The organism is Pseudomonas sp. 18058 (genome assembly GCF_902706155.1).
GTDB lineage: Bacteria > Pseudomonadota > Gammaproteobacteria > Pseudomonadales > Pseudomonadaceae > Aquipseudomonas > Aquipseudomonas rustica.
On the sequence record NZ_CACSJY010000003.1, the window covers coordinates 123,017 to 140,569 of the forward strand.

A 17,553-nucleotide genomic window follows, 5' to 3' on the forward strand; every position below is an offset into this window, starting at 1 on the left:
GGTCGGGCCGCTTCGCGAGCAAGCCCGCTCCCACAGGTATTGCGGCAGGTTCACATGATGTGTGAACACCACCGAACCCTGTGGGAGCGGGCTTGCTCGCGAATGCGGTGTCAGTAACGATGCAAAAACCAGATTAGAACCACGCATCCTGCATCGCCAGGCACGTATTATCCCGCGCCTCCAGCAACGCCAATTCATGGTGGCAACCCGGCACTTCCCACGTCAGAAAATACCGCGCCGCCTGCAACTTGCCTTTATAGAAGTCAGCATCGGCCGCATTGCCCTTGGCCAAGCCTTCCTCCGCACGAATCGCCTGTTCCAGCCAGCGCCAGCCAATTACCGCGTGCCCAAATACCTTCAGGTACAGCGCCGAGTTCGCCAGGCTGCTGTTGACCTTGCCCTGCGCCAGATCCGTCAGCAAACCAATGGTCACGGTTTGCAGGCGTGCCACCAGTTTTTCCAGTGGCTCACGCAGTGCGGTCAGCGAATCGTGCGCAGTCGAGCGTTCGGCAGTATTGGCAATCAGGCGAATCAGCTGCTTCAGCCCCGCGCCGCCGTTCTGCGCCAATTTACGCCCGAGCAAGTCCAGCGACTGAATGCCGTGGGTGCCTTCATGGATCGGGTTCAGACGGTTGTCGCGGTAGTACTGCTCGACCGGATACTCACGGGTATAACCGTGACCGCCAAGAATCTGGATCGCCAGTTCGTTGGCTTTCAGGCAGAACTCCGATGGCCAGGATTTGACGATTGGCGTTAGCAAATCCAGCAATTCCTGCGCTTGTTTACGCTCGGTTTCGCTTTCAAGCGTCGTGGTGTCATCGAACAGGCGAGCGGCGTACAAGCCGAGGTCAAATGCCCCTTCGACGTAGGATTTTTGCGTCAGCAGCATGCGTCTTACGTCGGCGTGCTGAATGATCGCCACCGGCGCGGTAGTCGGATCCTTGCTGTCCGGCACTCGACCTTGCGGACGTTCGCGGGCGTACTCCAGCGAGTACAGATAACCGGCGTAGCCGAGCATCACCGCGCCCATGCCGACGCCGATCCGCGCCTCGTTCATCATCTGGAACATGTAGCTCAAACCGCGATGTGGTTCGCCGACCAGATAGCCGACACACTCGCCGTTATCACCGAAGTTCAGTGCGGTGGAGGTGGTGCCGCGCCAGCCCATCTTGTGGAACAACCCGGCCAGCAGCACGTCGTTGCGTGGGCCGAGGCTGCCGTCATCGTTGACCAGAAACTTTGGCACGATGAACAGCGAAATGCCTTTCACCCCCGGCGGCGCGTCCGGCAGTTTGGCCAGCACCATGTGCACGATGTTTTCCGAGAGCGGGTGATCGCCGCCGGAAATGAAAATCTTGTTGCCCTTGAGTCGATAGGTGCCGTCAGACGCCGGTTCGGCGCGTGTACGAATATCCGACAGCGAAGAGCCGGCATGCGGTTCGGTCAAAGCCATGGTGCCGAAGAAGCGGCCGTCGATCATCGGTTGCAGGAAGCGCTGCTTTTGCTCTTCAGTGCCGAAGCTTTCGATCAGGTTCGCCGCGCCCATGGTCAGGAACGGGTACGAGGTCGAAGCAGCGTTGGCCGACTGGAAATGCGCGAAGCAGGCTTGCGACAGCAATGTAGGAAGTTGCATGCCGCCGGCGTCGAAACTTCTCGCGGCGTTGAGGAATCCGGCTTCAAGGAAGGCATCCACCGCCGGTTTCACCTCGGGAATCAAAATCGCCTTGCCGTCCTCGTAGCGCGGCTCGTTTTCGTCGCCCTTGCGGTTGTGCGGCGCGAAGTACTTCTCGGCGATATTGCGCGCGGTGCCGATGGCGGCATCGAAGGTCTCGCGGTTGTGCTCGGCAAAGCGCTCACGCCGGGTCAGGCCCTCGGCATCGAGGACTTCATACAGCTCGAAAGCCAGATTGCGGGAACTGAGCAGCGTCTCGGACATGGCGGCCTACCTGAAATTGGGGTTGGGCCGAGTCTAAGGCGGGGGAATAGAGGCTGGATAGGAAGATTGATCGCGGTGATGTTAGAGCCGAGCACCGGCTTAACAAACACCCCAAAACACTGTGGGAGCGAGCTTGCTCGCGAAGAGGGCGGCACATTCAACAGATGAGTTGACTGGCAAACCGCTTTCGCGAGCAAGCTCGCTCCCACAGGGATTGTTGCTATGCCGGGCACCAATGCAGGTGCCCGGTTTTTCGGTGTTAGCCGATCGTCATCAAGCTGGCATTACCACCCGCCGCCGCAGTGTTGACGCTCAACGCGCGCTCAATCACCAGACGCTCCAGGGCAATGTTGGTCTCGCCCTGGGACAAGCCCTGAACCCCAACGATCGCGCCGGCACGCTTGGCAATCTGCTGGCAAACGCCGCGCAACTGGTCGGAATGGCCGTGATGCAGAACCGCATCAAACACCACTTCGTCTTTATTCCAGTCAGCTACCAGCTTGATCCGCGCCTGAATCTCCTTCGGCAGGCGTGCGAACAATGCCTTGCTGATGTCGGACTCCGGCCACACTGCCGAACCGCCTACCGCCAGCACCGCCGCCAGTTGCGTCAGCAGATCACCTTCAACCTCGGCCAGGCACAACACGTGCTCGCGCGGCAGAATGGCGTAGCTGTTTTTCTCACCGGTCGGGCCGGCCAGTACGCGGGTGATGCCGCTCTGCGATTGCGCCGCGTACTGCACGCACAGGGTGCTCAGGTCGGCGTACTTGTTGCTTTCAGCCCAGGCTTTCAGGGCGTTCAGCGGTTTGCTCATGGCGTCGCGCAAACGAACGTCCGGGGCGATAACCGCATCACCGCGAGCGAAGGATTGTTCGATAGCGTCCGTAGGACGTGTCGCCAGCAAACGGTACAGGTACAGCGGGCCGCCGGCTTTCGGGCCAGTACCCGACAGGCCTTCGCCGCCGAATGGCTGCACGCCGACCACGGCACCGACGATGTTGCGGTTAACGTAGACGTTACCGGCGTTGACGTTGTCGATCACCTTGGCGATGGTCTCGTCGATCCGCGTGTGCACGCCCAGCGTCAGGCCATAACCGGAAGCGTTGATCTGGCCGATCAGTTGATCGATCTCTTTACGCTTGTAGCGCACCACGTGCAGCACCGGGCCGAAGATCTCGCGTTGCAGCTCGTCGAAGCTTTCCAGTTCGATCAGGGTCGGCATGACGAAGGTGCCGCGTTTGACCTCTTCGGTGTCGGCGATCGCCACCTGGTAAACATTGCGACCTTTGTCGCGCATGCCCTGGATGTGCTTGTCGATGCCAGCCTTGGCTTCGGCGTCGATCACCGGGCCGATGTCCACGGACAGGCGCTCCGGGTTGCCGAGACGGCTTTCCGCCATGGCACCTTTGAGCATTTCGATGACACGATCCGCGGAATCTTCCTGCAAGCACAGTACCCGCAGCGCCGAGCAACGCTGGCCAGCGCTGTCGAACGCCGACGACACCACGTCGATCACGACTTGTTCGGTCAGTGCCGAGGAGTCGACGATCATCGCGTTCTGCCCGCCGGTTTCGGCGATCAGCGGAATCGGACGGCCCTGGCTATCGAGACGGCCAGCGATGTTGCGTTGCAGCAAACGTGCGACTTCGGTGGAACCGGTGAACATCACGCCTTTAACGCGCTCATCGCCAACCAGACCGGCGCCGACGGTTTCACCGCGCCCCGGCAGCAATTGCAGCACGCCTTCCGGAATCCCGGCTTCGAGCAGCAAGCGCACGGCTTGCGCGGCCACCAGCGGAGTTTGCTCGGCAGGCTTGGCCAATACCGGGTTACCGGCAGCCAATGCCGCAGCGACTTGGCCGTTGAAGATCGCCAGCGGGAAGTTCCACGGGCTGATGCACACGACTGGGCCCAATGGACGGTGGGCGTCGTTGCTGAAATCGTTGCGCGCTTGCACCGCGTAATAACGCAGGAAGTCGACGGCTTCGCGGACTTCGGCGATGGCGTTGGCGAAAGTCTTGCCGGCTTCGCGAGCCAACAGGCCCATCAGAGGCTGGATTTCACCTTCCATCAAATCAGCGGCACGTTCCAGAATCGCCGCACGTTCGGCGGGCGGGGTGGCCTGCCAGATCGGTGCGGCGTTCAGCGCGCATTGAATCGCGTTGTCGACGTCTTCGACGGTGGCTTCCTGAACGTGACCGACCACATCGCGGTGATCCGCCGGGTTCAGCACTGGCGCCGGGGTTTCAGTGCTGGAAGCGCAACCGAGCATCGGCGCAGCTTTCCAGTCGGTGTGGGCAGTGGCGAGCAGGGCGCAGGACAGCGAAGCCAGACGATGTTCGTTGGCCATGTCGATGCCGCTGGAGTTGGCGCGCTCGGCACCGTACAGATCGCGCGGCAGTGGAATGCGCGGGTGCGGCAGGCCGAAACCCCCTTCCACGGTCGCCATCTGCTCGATCTGCGCCACTGGATCGGCCACCAATTCCTGAATCGAAATCGACTGATCGGCGATGCGGTTGACGAACGAGGTGTTCGCGCCGTTTTCCAGCAAGCGACGTACGAGGTACGCCAGCAATGTTTCGTGAGTACCGACCGGTGCGTACACGCGGCACGGACGGTTCAGCTTGCCGTCGGAAACTTTACCTACAACCTGCTCGTAGAGCGGTTCGCCCATGCCGTGCAGGCACTGGAATTCGTACTGGCCGGGGTAATAGTTCTGACCGGCAATGTGGTAAATCGCCGACAGGGTATGGGCGTTGTGCGTGGCGAACTGCGGGTAGATGACTTCCGGCACCGACAGCAGTTTGCGTGCGCAAGCGATGTAGGAAACGTCGGTGTACACCTTGCGGGTGTAGACCGGATAGCCTTCCAGGCCTTCGACCTGGGCACGTTTGATTTCGCTGTCCCAGTACGCGCCTTTCACCAGGCGGATCATCAGGCGATGACGGCTGCGGCGGGCCAGATCGATCACGTAGTCGATTACATACGGGCAACGCTTCTGATAAGCCTGGATGACGAAACCAATGCCGTTCCAGCCAGTCAGTTGCGGCTCGAAGCACAGGCGCTCAAGCAGATCCAGCGACAGTTCGAGGCGGTCGGCTTCTTCGGCGTCGATGTTCAGGCCGATGTCGTATTGCTTGGCCAGCAGGGTCAGCGACAGCAGACGCGGGTACAGCTCGTCCATCACACGCTCGTATTGCGCGCGGCTGTAACGCGGGTGCAATGCCGACAGCTTGATGGAGATGCCCGGGCCTTCATAAATCCCACGACCGTGGGACGCTTTGCCGATCGAGTGAATGGCTTGTTCGTACGACGCCAGGTACTTCTGCGCATCGTGTTCGGTCAGCGCCGCTTCACCGAGCATGTCGTAGGAATAACGGAAGCCCTTGGCTTCGAACTTGCTCGCATTGGCCAGCGCTTCGGCGATGGTTTCACCGGTGACGAACTGCTCGCCCATCAGGCGCATGGCCATGTCGACGCCCTTGCGGATCATCGGTTCGCCGCTTTTGCCGATGATGCGGCTCAGCGACGAGGTCAGGCCGGCTTCGTTGTGCGTCGAGACCAGTTTGCCGGTCAGCAGCAGACCCCAGGTGGCGGCGTTGACGAACAGCGACGGGCTGTTGCCCAAATGCGGGTGCCAGTTGCCGGTGCTGATCTTGTCGCGGATCAGCGCATCACGAGTGCCTTTGTCCGGGATACGCAGCAGCGCTTCGGCCAGGCACATCAGTGCCACGCCTTCCTGGGACGACAAGGAAAATTCCTGCAGCAGACCCTGAACAATGCCCGCACGACCGCCGGCACTTTTCTGGTTACGCAGTTTTTCCGCGATGGAGGCGGCGAGTTTGTTGGTGGCTTCAGCCATGGCGACCGGCAGGCGAGCCTGCTCGATCAGCATCGGCACGACTTCCGGCTCAGGGCGACGGTAAGCGGCAGTGATCGAAGCGCGCAGAACGGACTGGGGCAGGATGCTTTCAGCGAATTCAAGGAAGCACTGGTGAGCGTGATCGTTGTGGACTTCGCCCGCCTCATCGGCGTCCTTGGCGGTCAGACCGTTCAGCTCGGTCAGGGTTGCACCACCCTCAAGTTTCTCCAGGTAATTGAAAATTGCCTGCTTGATCAGCCAGTGCGGTGTGCGATCAATCGAGGTCGCGGCAGCCTTCAGGCGCTCGCGGGTCGGGTCATCGAGTTTGACCCCAAGGGTGGTGGTAGCCATATTTTTATCCTCATGGTTGCCACAGTTGCGTGGCATCAGCTGGCCGCAAGATTAGCCGTGCGCCGAAAGAGGTGCAACCGGGTGCAACCCTTTTTTTGCCGGAATAATAAGCAGCTCGTCAGGAATTATTTTCTGGTACGAAAGTACTGCTCCTGCTTGGTGCTTTTGCTTCTAGCAAATGGCCATGACTGCCACAAAAGGGAGCAAAAACGCGGTGATTGTCGATAAAACCGACTAGGTGCAACTTATTCTCACGAAACTGGTTGCACCTCTTTTGCTTTGTTGCATAGGATTCGCGCCCAAGGTGCAACCGGGAAAATAGTCCGGTGTATCGGCTGATGGCTTTCCTGGGGAAACATCAGTCCTAAATGCGCGGGATCCCGAATCGTCTGCCAAACGTCGTCGTTTGCGCGCGGTTCATCACCGCCGCTACATAAAAACAAAGCCAGGGCGTAACTTAATGAGCGTTAGCAATCCAACCTTGATCACGTTCGTGATCTACATCGCAGCAATGGTGCTGATCGGCTTGATGGCCTATCGCTCCACCAACAACCTTTCTGACTATATTCTGGGCGGCCGCAGCCTGGGCAGCGTCGTCACCGCGCTATCCGCCGGTGCGTCCGACATGAGTGGCTGGTTGTTGATGGGCCTGCCAGGCGCCATCTACATGTCCGGTTTGTCCGAAAGCTGGATCGCCATCGGCCTGATCGTCGGTGCTTACCTGAACTGGCTGTTCGTTGCCGGCCGTCTGCGTGTGCAGACCGAGCACAACGGCGACGCCCTGACCCTGCCAGACTACTTCGCCAGCCGTTTCGAAGACAAAAGCGGTCTGCTGCGCATTATCTCGGCGATCGTGATTCTGGTGTTCTTCACCATCTATTGCGCTTCCGGCATCGTTGCCGGCGCCCGTCTGTTCGAAAGCACCTTCGGCATGTCCTACGAGACGGCGCTGTGGGCCGGTGCTGCGGCGACAATTGCCTACACCTTTATCGGCGGTTTCCTCGCGGTAAGCTGGACTGACACCGTTCAAGCGACCCTGATGATTTTCGCGCTGATCCTCACGCCGATCATCGTGCTGCTGGCTACCGGCGGCGTCGACATCACGTTCCTGGCCATCGAAGCGCAAGATCCAAGCAACTTCGACATGCTCAAAGGCACCACTTTCATCGGCATCATCTCGCTGATGGGCTGGGGTCTGGGTTACTTCGGTCAGCCGCACATCCTCGCGCGTTTCATGGCGGCGGACTCGGTGAAATCGATCGCCAAGGCGCGTCGCATTTCCATGACCTGGATGATCCTGTGCCTGGGCGGCACCGTGGCCGTCGGCTTCTTCGGTATCGCTTACTTCTCGGCGCACCCGGAACTGGCCGGTCCCGTCACCGAGAACCACGAGCGTGTGTTCATCGAACTGGCGAAAATCCTCTTCAACCCATGGATTGCCGGTGTACTGCTGTCGGCCATTCTGGCTGCGGTGATGAGCACCCTGAGCTGCCAGTTGCTGGTGTGCTCGAGCGCCCTGACCGAAGACTTCTACAAAACCTTCCTGCGTAAATCGGCCTCGCAACTGGAGCTGGTCTGGGTCGGTCGCGCCATGGTTTTGCTGGTTGCGTTGATCGCCATCGCACTGGCGGCCAACCCGGATAACCGCGTACTGGGCCTGGTGTCCTACGCTTGGGCCGGTTTCGGTGCTGCGTTCGGTCCGGTTGTGCTGATCTCGGTGATCTGGAAAGACATGACCCGCAACGGCGCACTGGCCGGCATCGTGGTTGGAGCCGTCACCGTGGTGGTCTGGAAGCATTTCGAACTGCTGGGTCTGTACGAAATCATCCCTGGCTTCATCTTCGCCAGCCTGGCGATCTACTTTGTCAGCAAGGCGGGCGAACCGACTCGCAGCATGGTTGAGCGCTTCGAGGCAGCGGAAAAAGATTTCAATCTGAACAAGTAATGCGCTGAGCTACGGCTCACATGAAAACGGCCCGTTTCTTACAGGAAACGGGCCGTTTTTTTGTGCCTGTGATTTCTCGGACATTGTGGAGATCCAATGTGGGAGCGGGCTTGCTCGCGAAGGCGGTTTCTCATTCAGCAATGATTCAAGCTGACATACCGCTTTCGCGAGCAAGCTCGCTCCCACATTTGGTTCGTCGATGGGGTTTAGGGATTTGTCTGTAGTCGTTTGCGCCAATTTTCTGTGGGTTTTTCGACAACAGAAGTAGGGCAAATCTGATTTTTCCGTCCCCCACTCAACACCCCTTGCCCCTCATGCAGAATCGCCCGCCCTCACTCTGCAGAGACACATCGGATGTTCGCGCCTGCCAATCAACCGCGTTTCACGTTGACCCTCGAAGGCGCCCAAATTGACCTCAAAGTCCTTGAGTTCACGGGCAAGGAAGCCATCAGTCAACCCTTTCGTTTTGAGCTGGAACTGGTCAGTGAACGACCCGATCTGGATCTCGAAAGCCTGCTGCACTGTCAGGCGTTTCTGAGCTTTGACGCTGACGGTTCCGGCGTTCACGGTCAGATTTATCAGGTCGGGCAGGGCGATTCCGGGAAACGTCTGACGCGCTATCACCTCAGCCTTGTCCCGCGACTGACCTACCTCGGGCACCGCATCAATCAGCGTATTTTTCAGCATCTCAGCGTTCCGCAAATCGTTGAGCAAATCCTCAAGGATCACTCGATCCTGCGCGATGCTTTCGAATTTCGCCTCGGCAGCGATTACCCGGTGCGTGAGTATTGCGTGCAGTACGGGGAGAGTGATCTGGCGTTCATCCAGCGTCTGTGTGCGGAAGTCGGCATCCATTATCACTTTCAGCACAGCCTCGAAGGGCACTTGCTGGTATTCGGCGACGACCAGACCGTGTTCCCCAAGCTCTCCGAGCCGACCTTGTATCTGCCCGGCAGCGGCATGCTCGGTGCGGCGCCGGCGATCAAGCGCTTCAACGTTCGTGTGGAAACCCGTACCAGCGTGGTCACCCGGCGCGACTACAACTTCGTAAAACCGCGTCTGCAACTGGAAAGTCGTATCGACAGTGAGCAGCGCCCGGTGCTGGAGGATTATCACTTTCCCGGCCAATTCAAAGATCGTGAAACCGGCAAGCACCTCGCCCAGCGCGCACTTGAACGGCATGTCGCCGATTACCGTCAGGCTGAGGGCCTTAGCGACGAATCCTCCTTGGTTTGCGGACATTTCCTGCAACTGGCCGACCATCCGCGCCAAGACTGGAATGACCTGTGGTTGCTGACTGCCGTCGAGCACCATGGCCGACAGCCGCAAGTGCTGGAAGAAACGGCGACCAGCGATGGGGAAGGTTTCCAGGGTTACCGTAATACCTTTCTCGCCACGCCGTGGGACGTGTTCTTTCGTCCGGCGCTGGGCCCGGAAAAACCGCGCATGCTCGGTTATCAACCGGCCGTCGTCACGGGCCCGAAAGACATGGAAATCCATTGCGACGAGTACGGTCGGGTCAAGGTGCAACTGGCCTGGGATCGTGATGGTGAGTTGAACGAGCATTCCAGTTGCTGGCTGCGTGTCGCCAGCGGCTGGGCCCACGACGCTTATGGCAGCGTGCTGATTCCGCGAGTCGGCATGGAAGTGCTGGTCGGGTTCATCGACGCCGATGCCGACAAACCGCTGGTCATGGGCTGCCTGCCAAATGCTGCGACGCCAGTGCCGCTGGATCTGCCCGCCGACAAAACCCGCAGCATCTTCCGCAGCCAGAGCAGTCCCGGCGGTGGCGGCTACAACGAACTGCGCATCGAGGATCGCAAAGGTGCCGAGGAAATCTATCTGCGGGCCCAGCGCAACTGGACGCAGCACGTGCTGCACGATCAACAAGTGCAAGTGGATAACCAGCGCAACATCGTCGTCACCGGCCTTGCTCGCCATGAGTTGAAAGCCGATGAGCAGCGCATCACCCACGGACAGCGCCAGATCGAGGTGAAGCAGGATGATCACCTGACCGTGACCGGTGATCAGCATGTTCGCGTGAGCAGTCAGGCGCTTAACGCCAGTGCGCAAATCCACATCAGCGCTGGCCAGCAAGTGGTCATTGATGGCGGCGCGAGTGCAACGATTCAGGCGGGCGGGCAGTGGATCAACATCGGCCCCGGCGGGATTTTTAGCAGCGTGCCGATTGTCGTGGGTGGCGCGCCGATGGCGGCGCTGAGTGCAGCACCGGTTGTGCCGGGACTGCCGGAGAAACTGGCCGCAGCGTCGGCGGCGATGCTCACGGCGGCGCAAATCATGAGCCTGAAAGGTGATGCGCCATTCTGCGAAGAGTGTGAGCGGTGCAAGGATGGCATCTGCCCGACACCAAGTGGGTTGACCCAATCCCCAAAGTCCTCAGCCCGGCCGGCGCTTTCCAGCGTTGAGCCGGGCTTTCATATTGTTGAACAGGGAATGTCTCGGTCTGCACTGGAATCCACACTGTTCCCGCAGCCGGATCCGGCCGTGCTGGAGAAATTCCGCAGTCTGAATCCGCAGCTCAGCCAATACGCCAAACCTGGGCAACTGATCGTTCTGAGCGATCCGCGTAATACGCAATGCACTCGGGAAGAGGCGTTATTGATGGAGGCGGCGCAGAAAGTTGATGCGGCGTTGGCGCCAATGAGTGACTCGGAGGCCGAGTTTATGGCTCGGCATCATGGGGAGATTGAGTCGTTTTTATCGCAGGGTTCGACTGGGGTGGGGATCGGTTCGGCGATGTTTGGTAGTCATCTTAAGAAACTCGCCGAGACTTTGGGTGAGTTGGAGGTTTTGCATAAACAGACGTTCGACAAGCACGGCAAGCTGCAGGGGGCGGATTTCTTTGCCACGCGCAAACAGTTGATGACGCAACTTGATAACAGTTTAAGTCCCTTGGTGCGTAAAACAGTCGGTTTGCCCAGTCATCCGAGTCTGAGGAGTGCGCTAGGTATTTCTAGTCGCAGCCTCGTCCATCACTGGAGCAAGGCTGGTACTTCAGCCGGGATTCCTGGATATGCGACGCATATTGATGGCGTCAGCAAGGCTAGCAAGGTTATGAAACTGGGTGGCTGGATTGGAATTGGTTTAGGTGCGGGTGCTGCCGGGTTCAAGATTAAAGATACTTGTCGCGCAGGAACGGAGGAGGCATGCAGGAGGGCCAAGTTCACTGAGGCCGGGAAATTGGGCGGTAATGTTGCCGGTGGATGGGGCGGCGCAATAATAGGTGGCTCCGCTTGCGCAGTCATCGGTATAGGTACTGTCGGGGTTGGTGGAATTGCTTGTGGTCTCGCTTTGACAGGCGTGGGTGCATTGGCCGGGGGCGAGGGTGGTGCTCTATTCGGTGAGTGGGTGGGTGAATTGTTATATGAGACTGCGCAATGAAAATAGCACTGAATGAAGTTTATGTATGTGTGGTTTTGGCATTGGCTGCATTGTTTGTCTTATGCTTGGCTCTGATGTTCTATCTTGCATATTGTCGAATTAAAGAGATATTGGGCTATTTAAATAATTCTCCTGCTGTAATCGGTAGATCAATGCGTTTGAGTCTTGATCCACTCTCGCGATTGGCACTCCTCGGGCATATCAGCATGATGCTAATCATTCCTCGTCGCTCAATAAAAAAGGAGATCCTGAACGCTCAATATTACGAACGGTTTCCACGCGGTTTGAAGGCATTAATCAGATTTTGTAACTATTCTATGTGGTTGCTGGCTGCGCTTATGGTGGTTATGTATGTTTTGTATCGCTGACTTTTACACATGACTGATGATGACGAAATTTGGTTTGTCTTGACGTTTGGTGCTTTATTTTTAGGGCTGGGGTTTATATCTTTTTTTGGTCACGTTTATTTGTATTTTTTTAAGATGCAGAGAATTCTGGATCTTCTTGGTAGATCCAGTGGAGTTTGGGTCAGTAAGTCTTTTTCATTTTTCGGTGCTTATTTTGTCTTGATTTGTATAGGTTCTTTCATGCTCTTTCCATCTTTGGCCATTAGGGGTGGCGCTTTGGATAAGGACGACTATCTGAATTTTCCCCGTGAATTAATGATGGCTGTTCGTATTTGTTATCTTTCTGCGCTCGGGGGAGGTGGGGCAATGATTGTGCTTTTGGCTGGTTGTAAGTATATGGGCTGGATTGACTGATTTTGTAAAACTGAAGAAAGAGACGGGTTCCTCTGTTTTGAATTTGATTGATTAAGTGCATAGATATGTGTTTGGGATCGAACTCTATTGGATGTGATGTATTGGTGAACTGGGGCTAGAGGCGACTTTATGCAGGGCAATAGCAGCAAAGAATGGCTACAAATCCACCCTCTTAACAGCACCGAGAAACTCTTTGCCATTTTCAGCAACGCGAGCGATTCCGAGCCGCTCAAGGCTTGGCAGGTATCAGCGAAAGCTCAAGCACCGAACCCGATCTGGGCGGACACGATTTACGCCGAGTGGGACGCGGTGATGCCTTATGTGGGAATTGTCGCTGCGGACAGTGAGTTTCTGGATTGGGTGGCGACTACTGAGTCTCTTGATTGGGGCTGGCTGGCGGTTTCTTCGGCGAGCCTTGAAGTGGTGGTCGAGCATTTTCGCAGCTTGACTCAGGTACTGAAGCCGGACGGGAAAACGGTGTTTTTTCGATTCTGGGATGGACGTTTTCTGTTGCCGATTCTGCAGTCTGATGCAGTAGATTCGGTGCAGTTGTTGCCGGTTATCTCGCGCGGTTTGATCAATGGTCAGGCAATTGATATCGGTGGCGTGGCGCAGGTTTCTGGACGAGTTTTTCCTTGGTGGAAGGTGCCGGATTCGGTGTTGGTTTCGACGGGTGACGAAGTCCGGGTCAGCAATACTCTGCAGTGGCTGAGAGAGGAACATCCGCCAATTTTCGAAGCGTTTCCCGAGCCGGTTTTGCGTTGCAAGGTCAGGCAGTTTTTTCAGGTTTCGGTGTCGGAAGATTCGTCGCAGTTAGCGTTGTTGGCCTATTTGCGGGACGAAGATAAGTAAGATTTCCGGGCGAAGGTGTCGGACTTTTCCTTCGAGTTGCGGCGGTTTCCATGAACTGGTGGGCGGTGGGTTGCAGGGATAGTCTTTTCGTTGTCACCGCCAGAGTGGTGGCAGGGTGTAGGAACCCTTCGAAACTAGAGCAACTTGTAGGCACTTGATTTGCGGTGGCTATGCGCGGGCACATTTCGGTGTGGTCGAGGGTTGCTCTAGGCTCGATTTCCTACCCCGCGTATAGCTGCCACCCAAGCCTGTAGGAAGGCTAGATGGTAGTTACTTCCCTTCCTGGAGCTTAAAAATGACAACACCGAAAAATGATCCACCCTACAAAAAATCACTCCCCATCCCGACAACCGCTTCATGGCCCTGACCAGCAACTGCAGCGACATGCCCACGCTGTTCATCGACACTCATGCGCCGCTCGACATCCTCATGGACGCCGCCAACTACCGCCTCCGCGCCGTGGCTCAAGTGCTGGAAAACATGTGCATGCGCGGCTCGATCGAGTGCGACTCCGTCATCCTCAGCGATTTCGCCCAGCTCTGCGTGATCCCCTTGCGCGACGGTTGTGATGTGCTTGATGTCATCGGCAGGCGCCTGCGCAGCATGCCTTAACGCCGGTGTTGTGACAGATCCTTCCTGCCTTGGTATATGGAAGGATCACTAACCACCTGTGAGAATTTTAATTCTGTAGGTACTGATCCTGTGACTTGATAAAAGCGTCGAACGCAGGAGAGTTGTAAATTTCGAGGCAAGAATAGAACACGATATTTTTGCCCGACTGTTTGCTGATTGAAGATGTCTTCGTGTACGCCTCTGTCACGAATTTTTCGGTTTCGAGGTAGGGGTCGTGGGTGACTTCCAGTGTGTCCTCATTCTGCAATATGGCGTGTTCCCCTTTGCCCATAACTGAGTAAGCGCCAATCGCAAGTCCGAGGTCTGACTTGATGTCTGATGCACTCTGGAATTGATTCGATATGCAGTTAGCTAGGCCGTAATTCTTCAGTGAGGTTCTTGCACTATTGAGATCTGCTTCACTTGAAATGGCGTTAGCGGACAGGCCAAGAATGCCTATTGCGATAAGCAGCTGGAATTTCATCCCTTTAACTCCCAGAAATTGATTTTTTCCAGCTTTACGTCTGGCCTATCGTAAGTGTGACTGTCTGAGCGGTGGTAGTCACTGTTGTCGCCGGTCGCGCTACCGTTCCACAAAGTCGCATGACCCGTCGCATCGCTCCAGCCATTGATCTCCATGATAATCACGCCTTTCTTACCATTGATGTAATTTGCCTCGCTCATTATCAACTCACGATCCGGAGCACCCCAATTATGTTTCAGGAAAGCCAGAAAATCTGCAACTTTCATGATATAGGGGAGTTGATCCGCACCAGCAAGACGATAGATGGATTTGCTTGGAATGATCGTTCCTTTCGGTATTTTGTATCCACCATAGTTAAACCCTCTACTTATCCTCAGAGCGCATGCGTTTGCGTAAGCATCAGGTTTTTCTGCTCTGGCAGCTTCGACATTGCCTCCTACGAGCGCGTACACATCAATCGAGCTTTTAAGACCAACTTCTGCGTAGGCTGTCCACAAGGTGCTGAATTTTGGCCTTTTTACGAGGATGTTGGAGGTGACTCCACCGGCACTGATATTGAGCTGAGCCATTAAATTTCTCCCTCCATATCAAAGGCTTCAGCCTCAAAAGCGTTTGGAATGATCGCTATACCTTTCGGGCCCACGGTGCCAGACAGCGCTTTTTCGGTTGCACCGCTGATCGTCACGGTAACGGTCTCGCCGGGTGAATAGCCGGAAGTTTTCACATGAATATTCAAGTCGGTATAAAAGCGCGACACCGAGTCCACCGGAGTTTGGTTGGCTCCATATGAAAACGTTATGCGTTGAATACTTTTCGGTTTGGGGACCAAAGGAATGATGGGAGAGAAGCCTGCAGCGCTATGTTCGCCTCCACCAAAGACGGAGGATTGAGCAAAGAGAACAGTGTTGGATTTCGGCGGACAGCCACACGCTACATAATCACCCTCAAGCGCAACCAGTCCTGCAGGCAGAGTGATAGTTCGCGGGCCTACCGCGACAATCGGGCCTTTACCCGGAGGGCATACGGGACAGCTGGCCATATGGCCGAGAGATGAAGTGCTCACCGCGTAATCAATGTTGATTCCGATGTTTCCTTCCAGAACCGCGCCCCCGGTTGATGTAGGGGCGCCGATACCGATCACCTTTCTTCCCATGTAAATTTCCCTCTTTACAGGTTTTAAGTGATACGGATATTCGCATTCCCTTCGCTTGTGCGACGACGGTTATGCTGCCGCAAAATGTTTCTTGATGTTGCTCGGGTTTTACGAGACATCGCCTTTAACCACCATCTGCGCGCCGTGATTCAGGTGCTGGAAAACATGTGCATGCGCGGCTCGATCGAGTGCGACTCCGTCATCCTCAGCGATTTCGCCATGCTGTGTGTGATTCCGCTACGTGATGGCTGTGATGTGCTGGATGTCATCGGTAAGCGGTTGAGTGCGGGGTCTTAAAATCAAAGCCCCTCACCCTAGCCCTCTCCCAGAGGGAGAGGGGACTGACCGAGTCGGCTGGGTGATCTACGCCGACTTGCGCCTTCAGCGGCGATTTGGCTTGGCCAAGCCTGAGATGACGCTGATTTTTCAGGTCGACATAAGCCGCAGGATCACCTCACTCAGTCCCCTCTACCTCTGGGAGAGGGCTAGGGTGAGGGCGCGCATTTGTCCGCTCAGCCGCCAACCCCTGACTTGCCGCGCGGTAAAAGGTAAACTTTGCGCCCTTCGCAGGAGCAGCCATGAATTATCGTCACGCCTTCCATGCCGGCAATCACGCCGATGTGTTCAAACACCTGACTTTGACCCGCCTCATCGCCCTGATGTCGCGCAAGGAGCAGCCGTTTGCCTATCTCGACAGCCACGCCGGCATCGGTCTGTATGACTTGCAGGGCGATCAGGCGAATCGCACCGGCGAGTACCTGGAAGGCATCGCGCGCTTGTGGGATCAGCCGGATCTGCCAGCGCTGACCGCCGACTACATGAAAGTGCTGCACGAGATGAACCCGGATGGCCAGTTGCGCTATTACCCGGGTTCGCCGGAGCTGGCGCGGCGTCTGACGCGGCCGCAGGATCGGGTGATGCTCAACGAGAAGCACCCGGAGGACGGCGTGCTGCTCAAGGACAACATGGCCGGTGATCGTCGGGTGAAAGTACACCTCGGCGAGGGTTGGCATGTGGCGCGGGCGATGTTGCCGGTGCAGGAAAAGCGCGCGGTGATGCTGATCGATCCGCCGTTCGAACAGCTTGATGAGATGCAACGTTGCGCGGCGTCGTTGAAAGAGGCCATTGGCCGCATGCGCCAAACGGTGGCGGCTATCTGGTATCCGGTGAAAGACCCGCGTGCGCTGCGTCGTTTCTATCAGGATCTGGCCGGGAGCGGTGCGCCGAAGTTGCTGCGCGTGGAGTTGCTGGTGCATCCGCTGGATACGCCGAACAGTCTGAACGGTTCGGGCATGGCGATCGCCAATCCGCCGTGGGGGCTGGAGGAAGAGTTGCGTGAGTTGCTGCCGTGGTTGTCGAAGAAACTGGGGCAGACTCAGGGTGGCTGGCAGATGGATTGGTTGATTGCTGAGAGCTGATCCGTTGGTTTGATGGTGTCTGAGCGGACGCCTTCGCGAGCAAGCCCGCTCCCACATTTGGAACGCATTTCAAATGTGGGAGCGGGCTTGCTCGCGAAGCTTCTAAGCTTTAATTACCCGCCAGACTCGGTGGCATGCACACGCCGGTGCCGCCAATCCCGCAATAACCTTCAGGATTCTTCGCCAGATACTGCTGGTGATACGTCTCGGCGAAGTACACGGTCGGCGCCTGTTCGATCTCGGTGCTGATTTCACCCAGGCCAGCCTTCGACAATTCAGCCTGATACACCGCTTTGCTCTTCAGCGCCGCGTCCAGATGCTCAGGCGAAGTCGCGTAGATTACCGAGCGGTACTGCGTGCCGATGTCATTGCCCTGACGCATGCCCTGCGTCGGGTTGTGCAGTTCCCAGAACATCGCCAGCAGCTCTTCGTAGCTGACTTTATCCTTGTCGAACACCACCAGCACCACTTCGGAGTGGCCGGTCAGGCCTGAGCAGACTTCTTCGTAGGTCGGGTTCGGGGTGAAGCCGCCAGCGTAACCGACGACCGTGCTGACCACGCCTTCGCGCTGCCAGAAACGGCGTTCTGCACCCCAGAAGCAACCGAGACCGAAGATCGCAAAATCGACGTCCTGGAAAAACGGGCCGAGCAGCGGGGTGTCTTCAAACACGAAGTGTTTTTCAGGCAGGGTCATCGCGGTTTCGCGGCCGGGCAGAGCTTGTTCTTTGGTTGGGAGCACGTTTTTGTTCACCAGAATTTCCGAGCGCAGAACCATGA

Annotated in this window: 11 protein-coding genes and 3 pseudogenes; 8 read left to right on the forward strand and 6 right to left on the reverse strand. The window is 57.0% G+C overall.

Features of this window, described 5'->3' with window-relative positions; genetic code table 11:
- Positions 1-133: 133 nt before the first annotated feature.
- Both GVL50_RS02800 and putA read right to left on the reverse strand, forming a co-directional pair.
- The gene (locus GVL50_RS02800; protein ID WP_159811665.1) at positions 134-1,936 is read right to left on the reverse strand and encodes an acyl-CoA dehydrogenase; all 1,803 of its coding nucleotides are present in this window, start codon (positions 1,934-1,936) and stop codon (positions 134-136) included.
- A 259-nt stretch (positions 1,937-2,195) separates the two neighbouring features.
- On the reverse strand, positions 2,196-6,149 hold the full coding sequence (gene putA, locus GVL50_RS02805) for a trifunctional transcriptional regulator/proline dehydrogenase/L-glutamate gamma-semialdehyde dehydrogenase (RefSeq protein ID WP_159811666.1): 3,954 nt from the start codon (positions 6,147-6,149) through the stop codon (positions 2,196-2,198).
- Positions 6,150-6,609: 460 nt separating this feature from the next.
- Between putA and putP the strand changes: the two genes are divergently transcribed.
- The 6 genes and pseudogenes from putP (at position 6,610) to GVL50_RS02835 (ending at position 13,721) form a co-directional block, all read left to right on the forward strand.
- Positions 6,610-8,094: a sodium/proline symporter PutP gene (gene putP, locus GVL50_RS02810; protein WP_159811667.1), complete on the forward strand. Its 1,485-nt coding sequence runs from the start codon at positions 6,610-6,612 to the stop codon at positions 8,092-8,094.
- A 354-nt stretch (positions 8,095-8,448) separates the two neighbouring features.
- Positions 8,449-10,455 (forward strand): annotated as a pseudogene (locus GVL50_RS02815) (type VI secretion system tip protein VgrG); the annotation flags it as partial.
- Between the two features lie 1,037 nt (positions 10,456-11,492).
- Entirely contained in the window at positions 11,493-11,864 is a 372-nt protein-coding gene (locus GVL50_RS02820; RefSeq protein ID WP_159811668.1) for a hypothetical protein, read from the forward strand.
- Between the two features lie 9 nt (positions 11,865-11,873).
- The gene (locus GVL50_RS02825) at positions 11,874-12,257 is read left to right on the forward strand and encodes a hypothetical protein (RefSeq protein ID WP_159811669.1); all 384 of its coding nucleotides are present in this window, start codon (positions 11,874-11,876) and stop codon (positions 12,255-12,257) included.
- Between the two features lie 129 nt (positions 12,258-12,386).
- Positions 12,387-13,109: a DUF4123 domain-containing protein gene (locus tag GVL50_RS02830; protein WP_159811670.1), complete on the forward strand. Its 723-nt coding sequence runs from the start codon at positions 12,387-12,389 to the stop codon at positions 13,107-13,109.
- A 295-nt stretch (positions 13,110-13,404) separates the two neighbouring features.
- Positions 13,405-13,721, forward strand: a pseudogene (locus GVL50_RS02835) (hypothetical protein).
- A 67-nt stretch (positions 13,722-13,788) separates the two neighbouring features.
- Here the strand turns inward: GVL50_RS02835 and GVL50_RS02840 are convergent.
- From GVL50_RS02840 to GVL50_RS02850, 3 genes are read right to left on the reverse strand one after another with little or no spacing between them, the layout of a single operon-like run.
- Positions 13,789-14,205 (reverse strand): hypothetical protein, encoded by a 417-nt coding sequence (locus tag GVL50_RS02840; protein WP_159811671.1) that lies wholly within the window; start codon positions 14,203-14,205, stop codon positions 13,789-13,791.
- On the reverse strand, positions 14,202-14,774 hold the full coding sequence (locus tag GVL50_RS02845) for a type VI secretion system amidase effector protein Tae4 (protein WP_159811672.1): 573 nt from the start codon (positions 14,772-14,774) through the stop codon (positions 14,202-14,204). Before GVL50_RS02845 ends, GVL50_RS02840 begins: the two co-directional genes overlap by 4 nt.
- Positions 14,774-15,358 carry a PAAR domain-containing protein gene (locus GVL50_RS02850; protein WP_159811673.1) on the reverse strand — a complete coding sequence of 195 codons (585 nt, stop codon included), beginning with the start codon at positions 15,356-15,358 and terminating at the stop codon, positions 14,774-14,776. The genes GVL50_RS02845 and GVL50_RS02850 overlap by 1 nt, the downstream gene beginning before the upstream one ends.
- 105 nt (positions 15,359-15,463) lie before the next feature.
- Here GVL50_RS02850 and GVL50_RS02855 point away from each other — a divergent pair.
- Both GVL50_RS02855 and GVL50_RS02860 read left to right on the forward strand, forming a co-directional pair.
- Positions 15,464-15,655: pseudogene (locus GVL50_RS02855) on the forward strand (hypothetical protein); the annotation flags it as partial.
- A 281-nt stretch (positions 15,656-15,936) separates the two neighbouring features.
- On the forward strand, positions 15,937-16,776 hold the full coding sequence (locus GVL50_RS02860; protein ID WP_159811674.1) for a 23S rRNA (adenine(2030)-N(6))-methyltransferase RlmJ: 840 nt from the start codon (positions 15,937-15,939) through the stop codon (positions 16,774-16,776).
- 109 nt (positions 16,777-16,885) lie between these two features.
- On the opposite strand, the gene msrA is transcribed toward GVL50_RS02860, so the two are convergent.
- Entirely contained in the window at positions 16,886-17,551 is a 666-nt protein-coding gene (gene msrA, locus GVL50_RS02865) for a peptide-methionine (S)-S-oxide reductase MsrA (RefSeq protein WP_053116709.1), read from the reverse strand.
- Positions 17,552-17,553 lie beyond the last annotated feature (2 nt).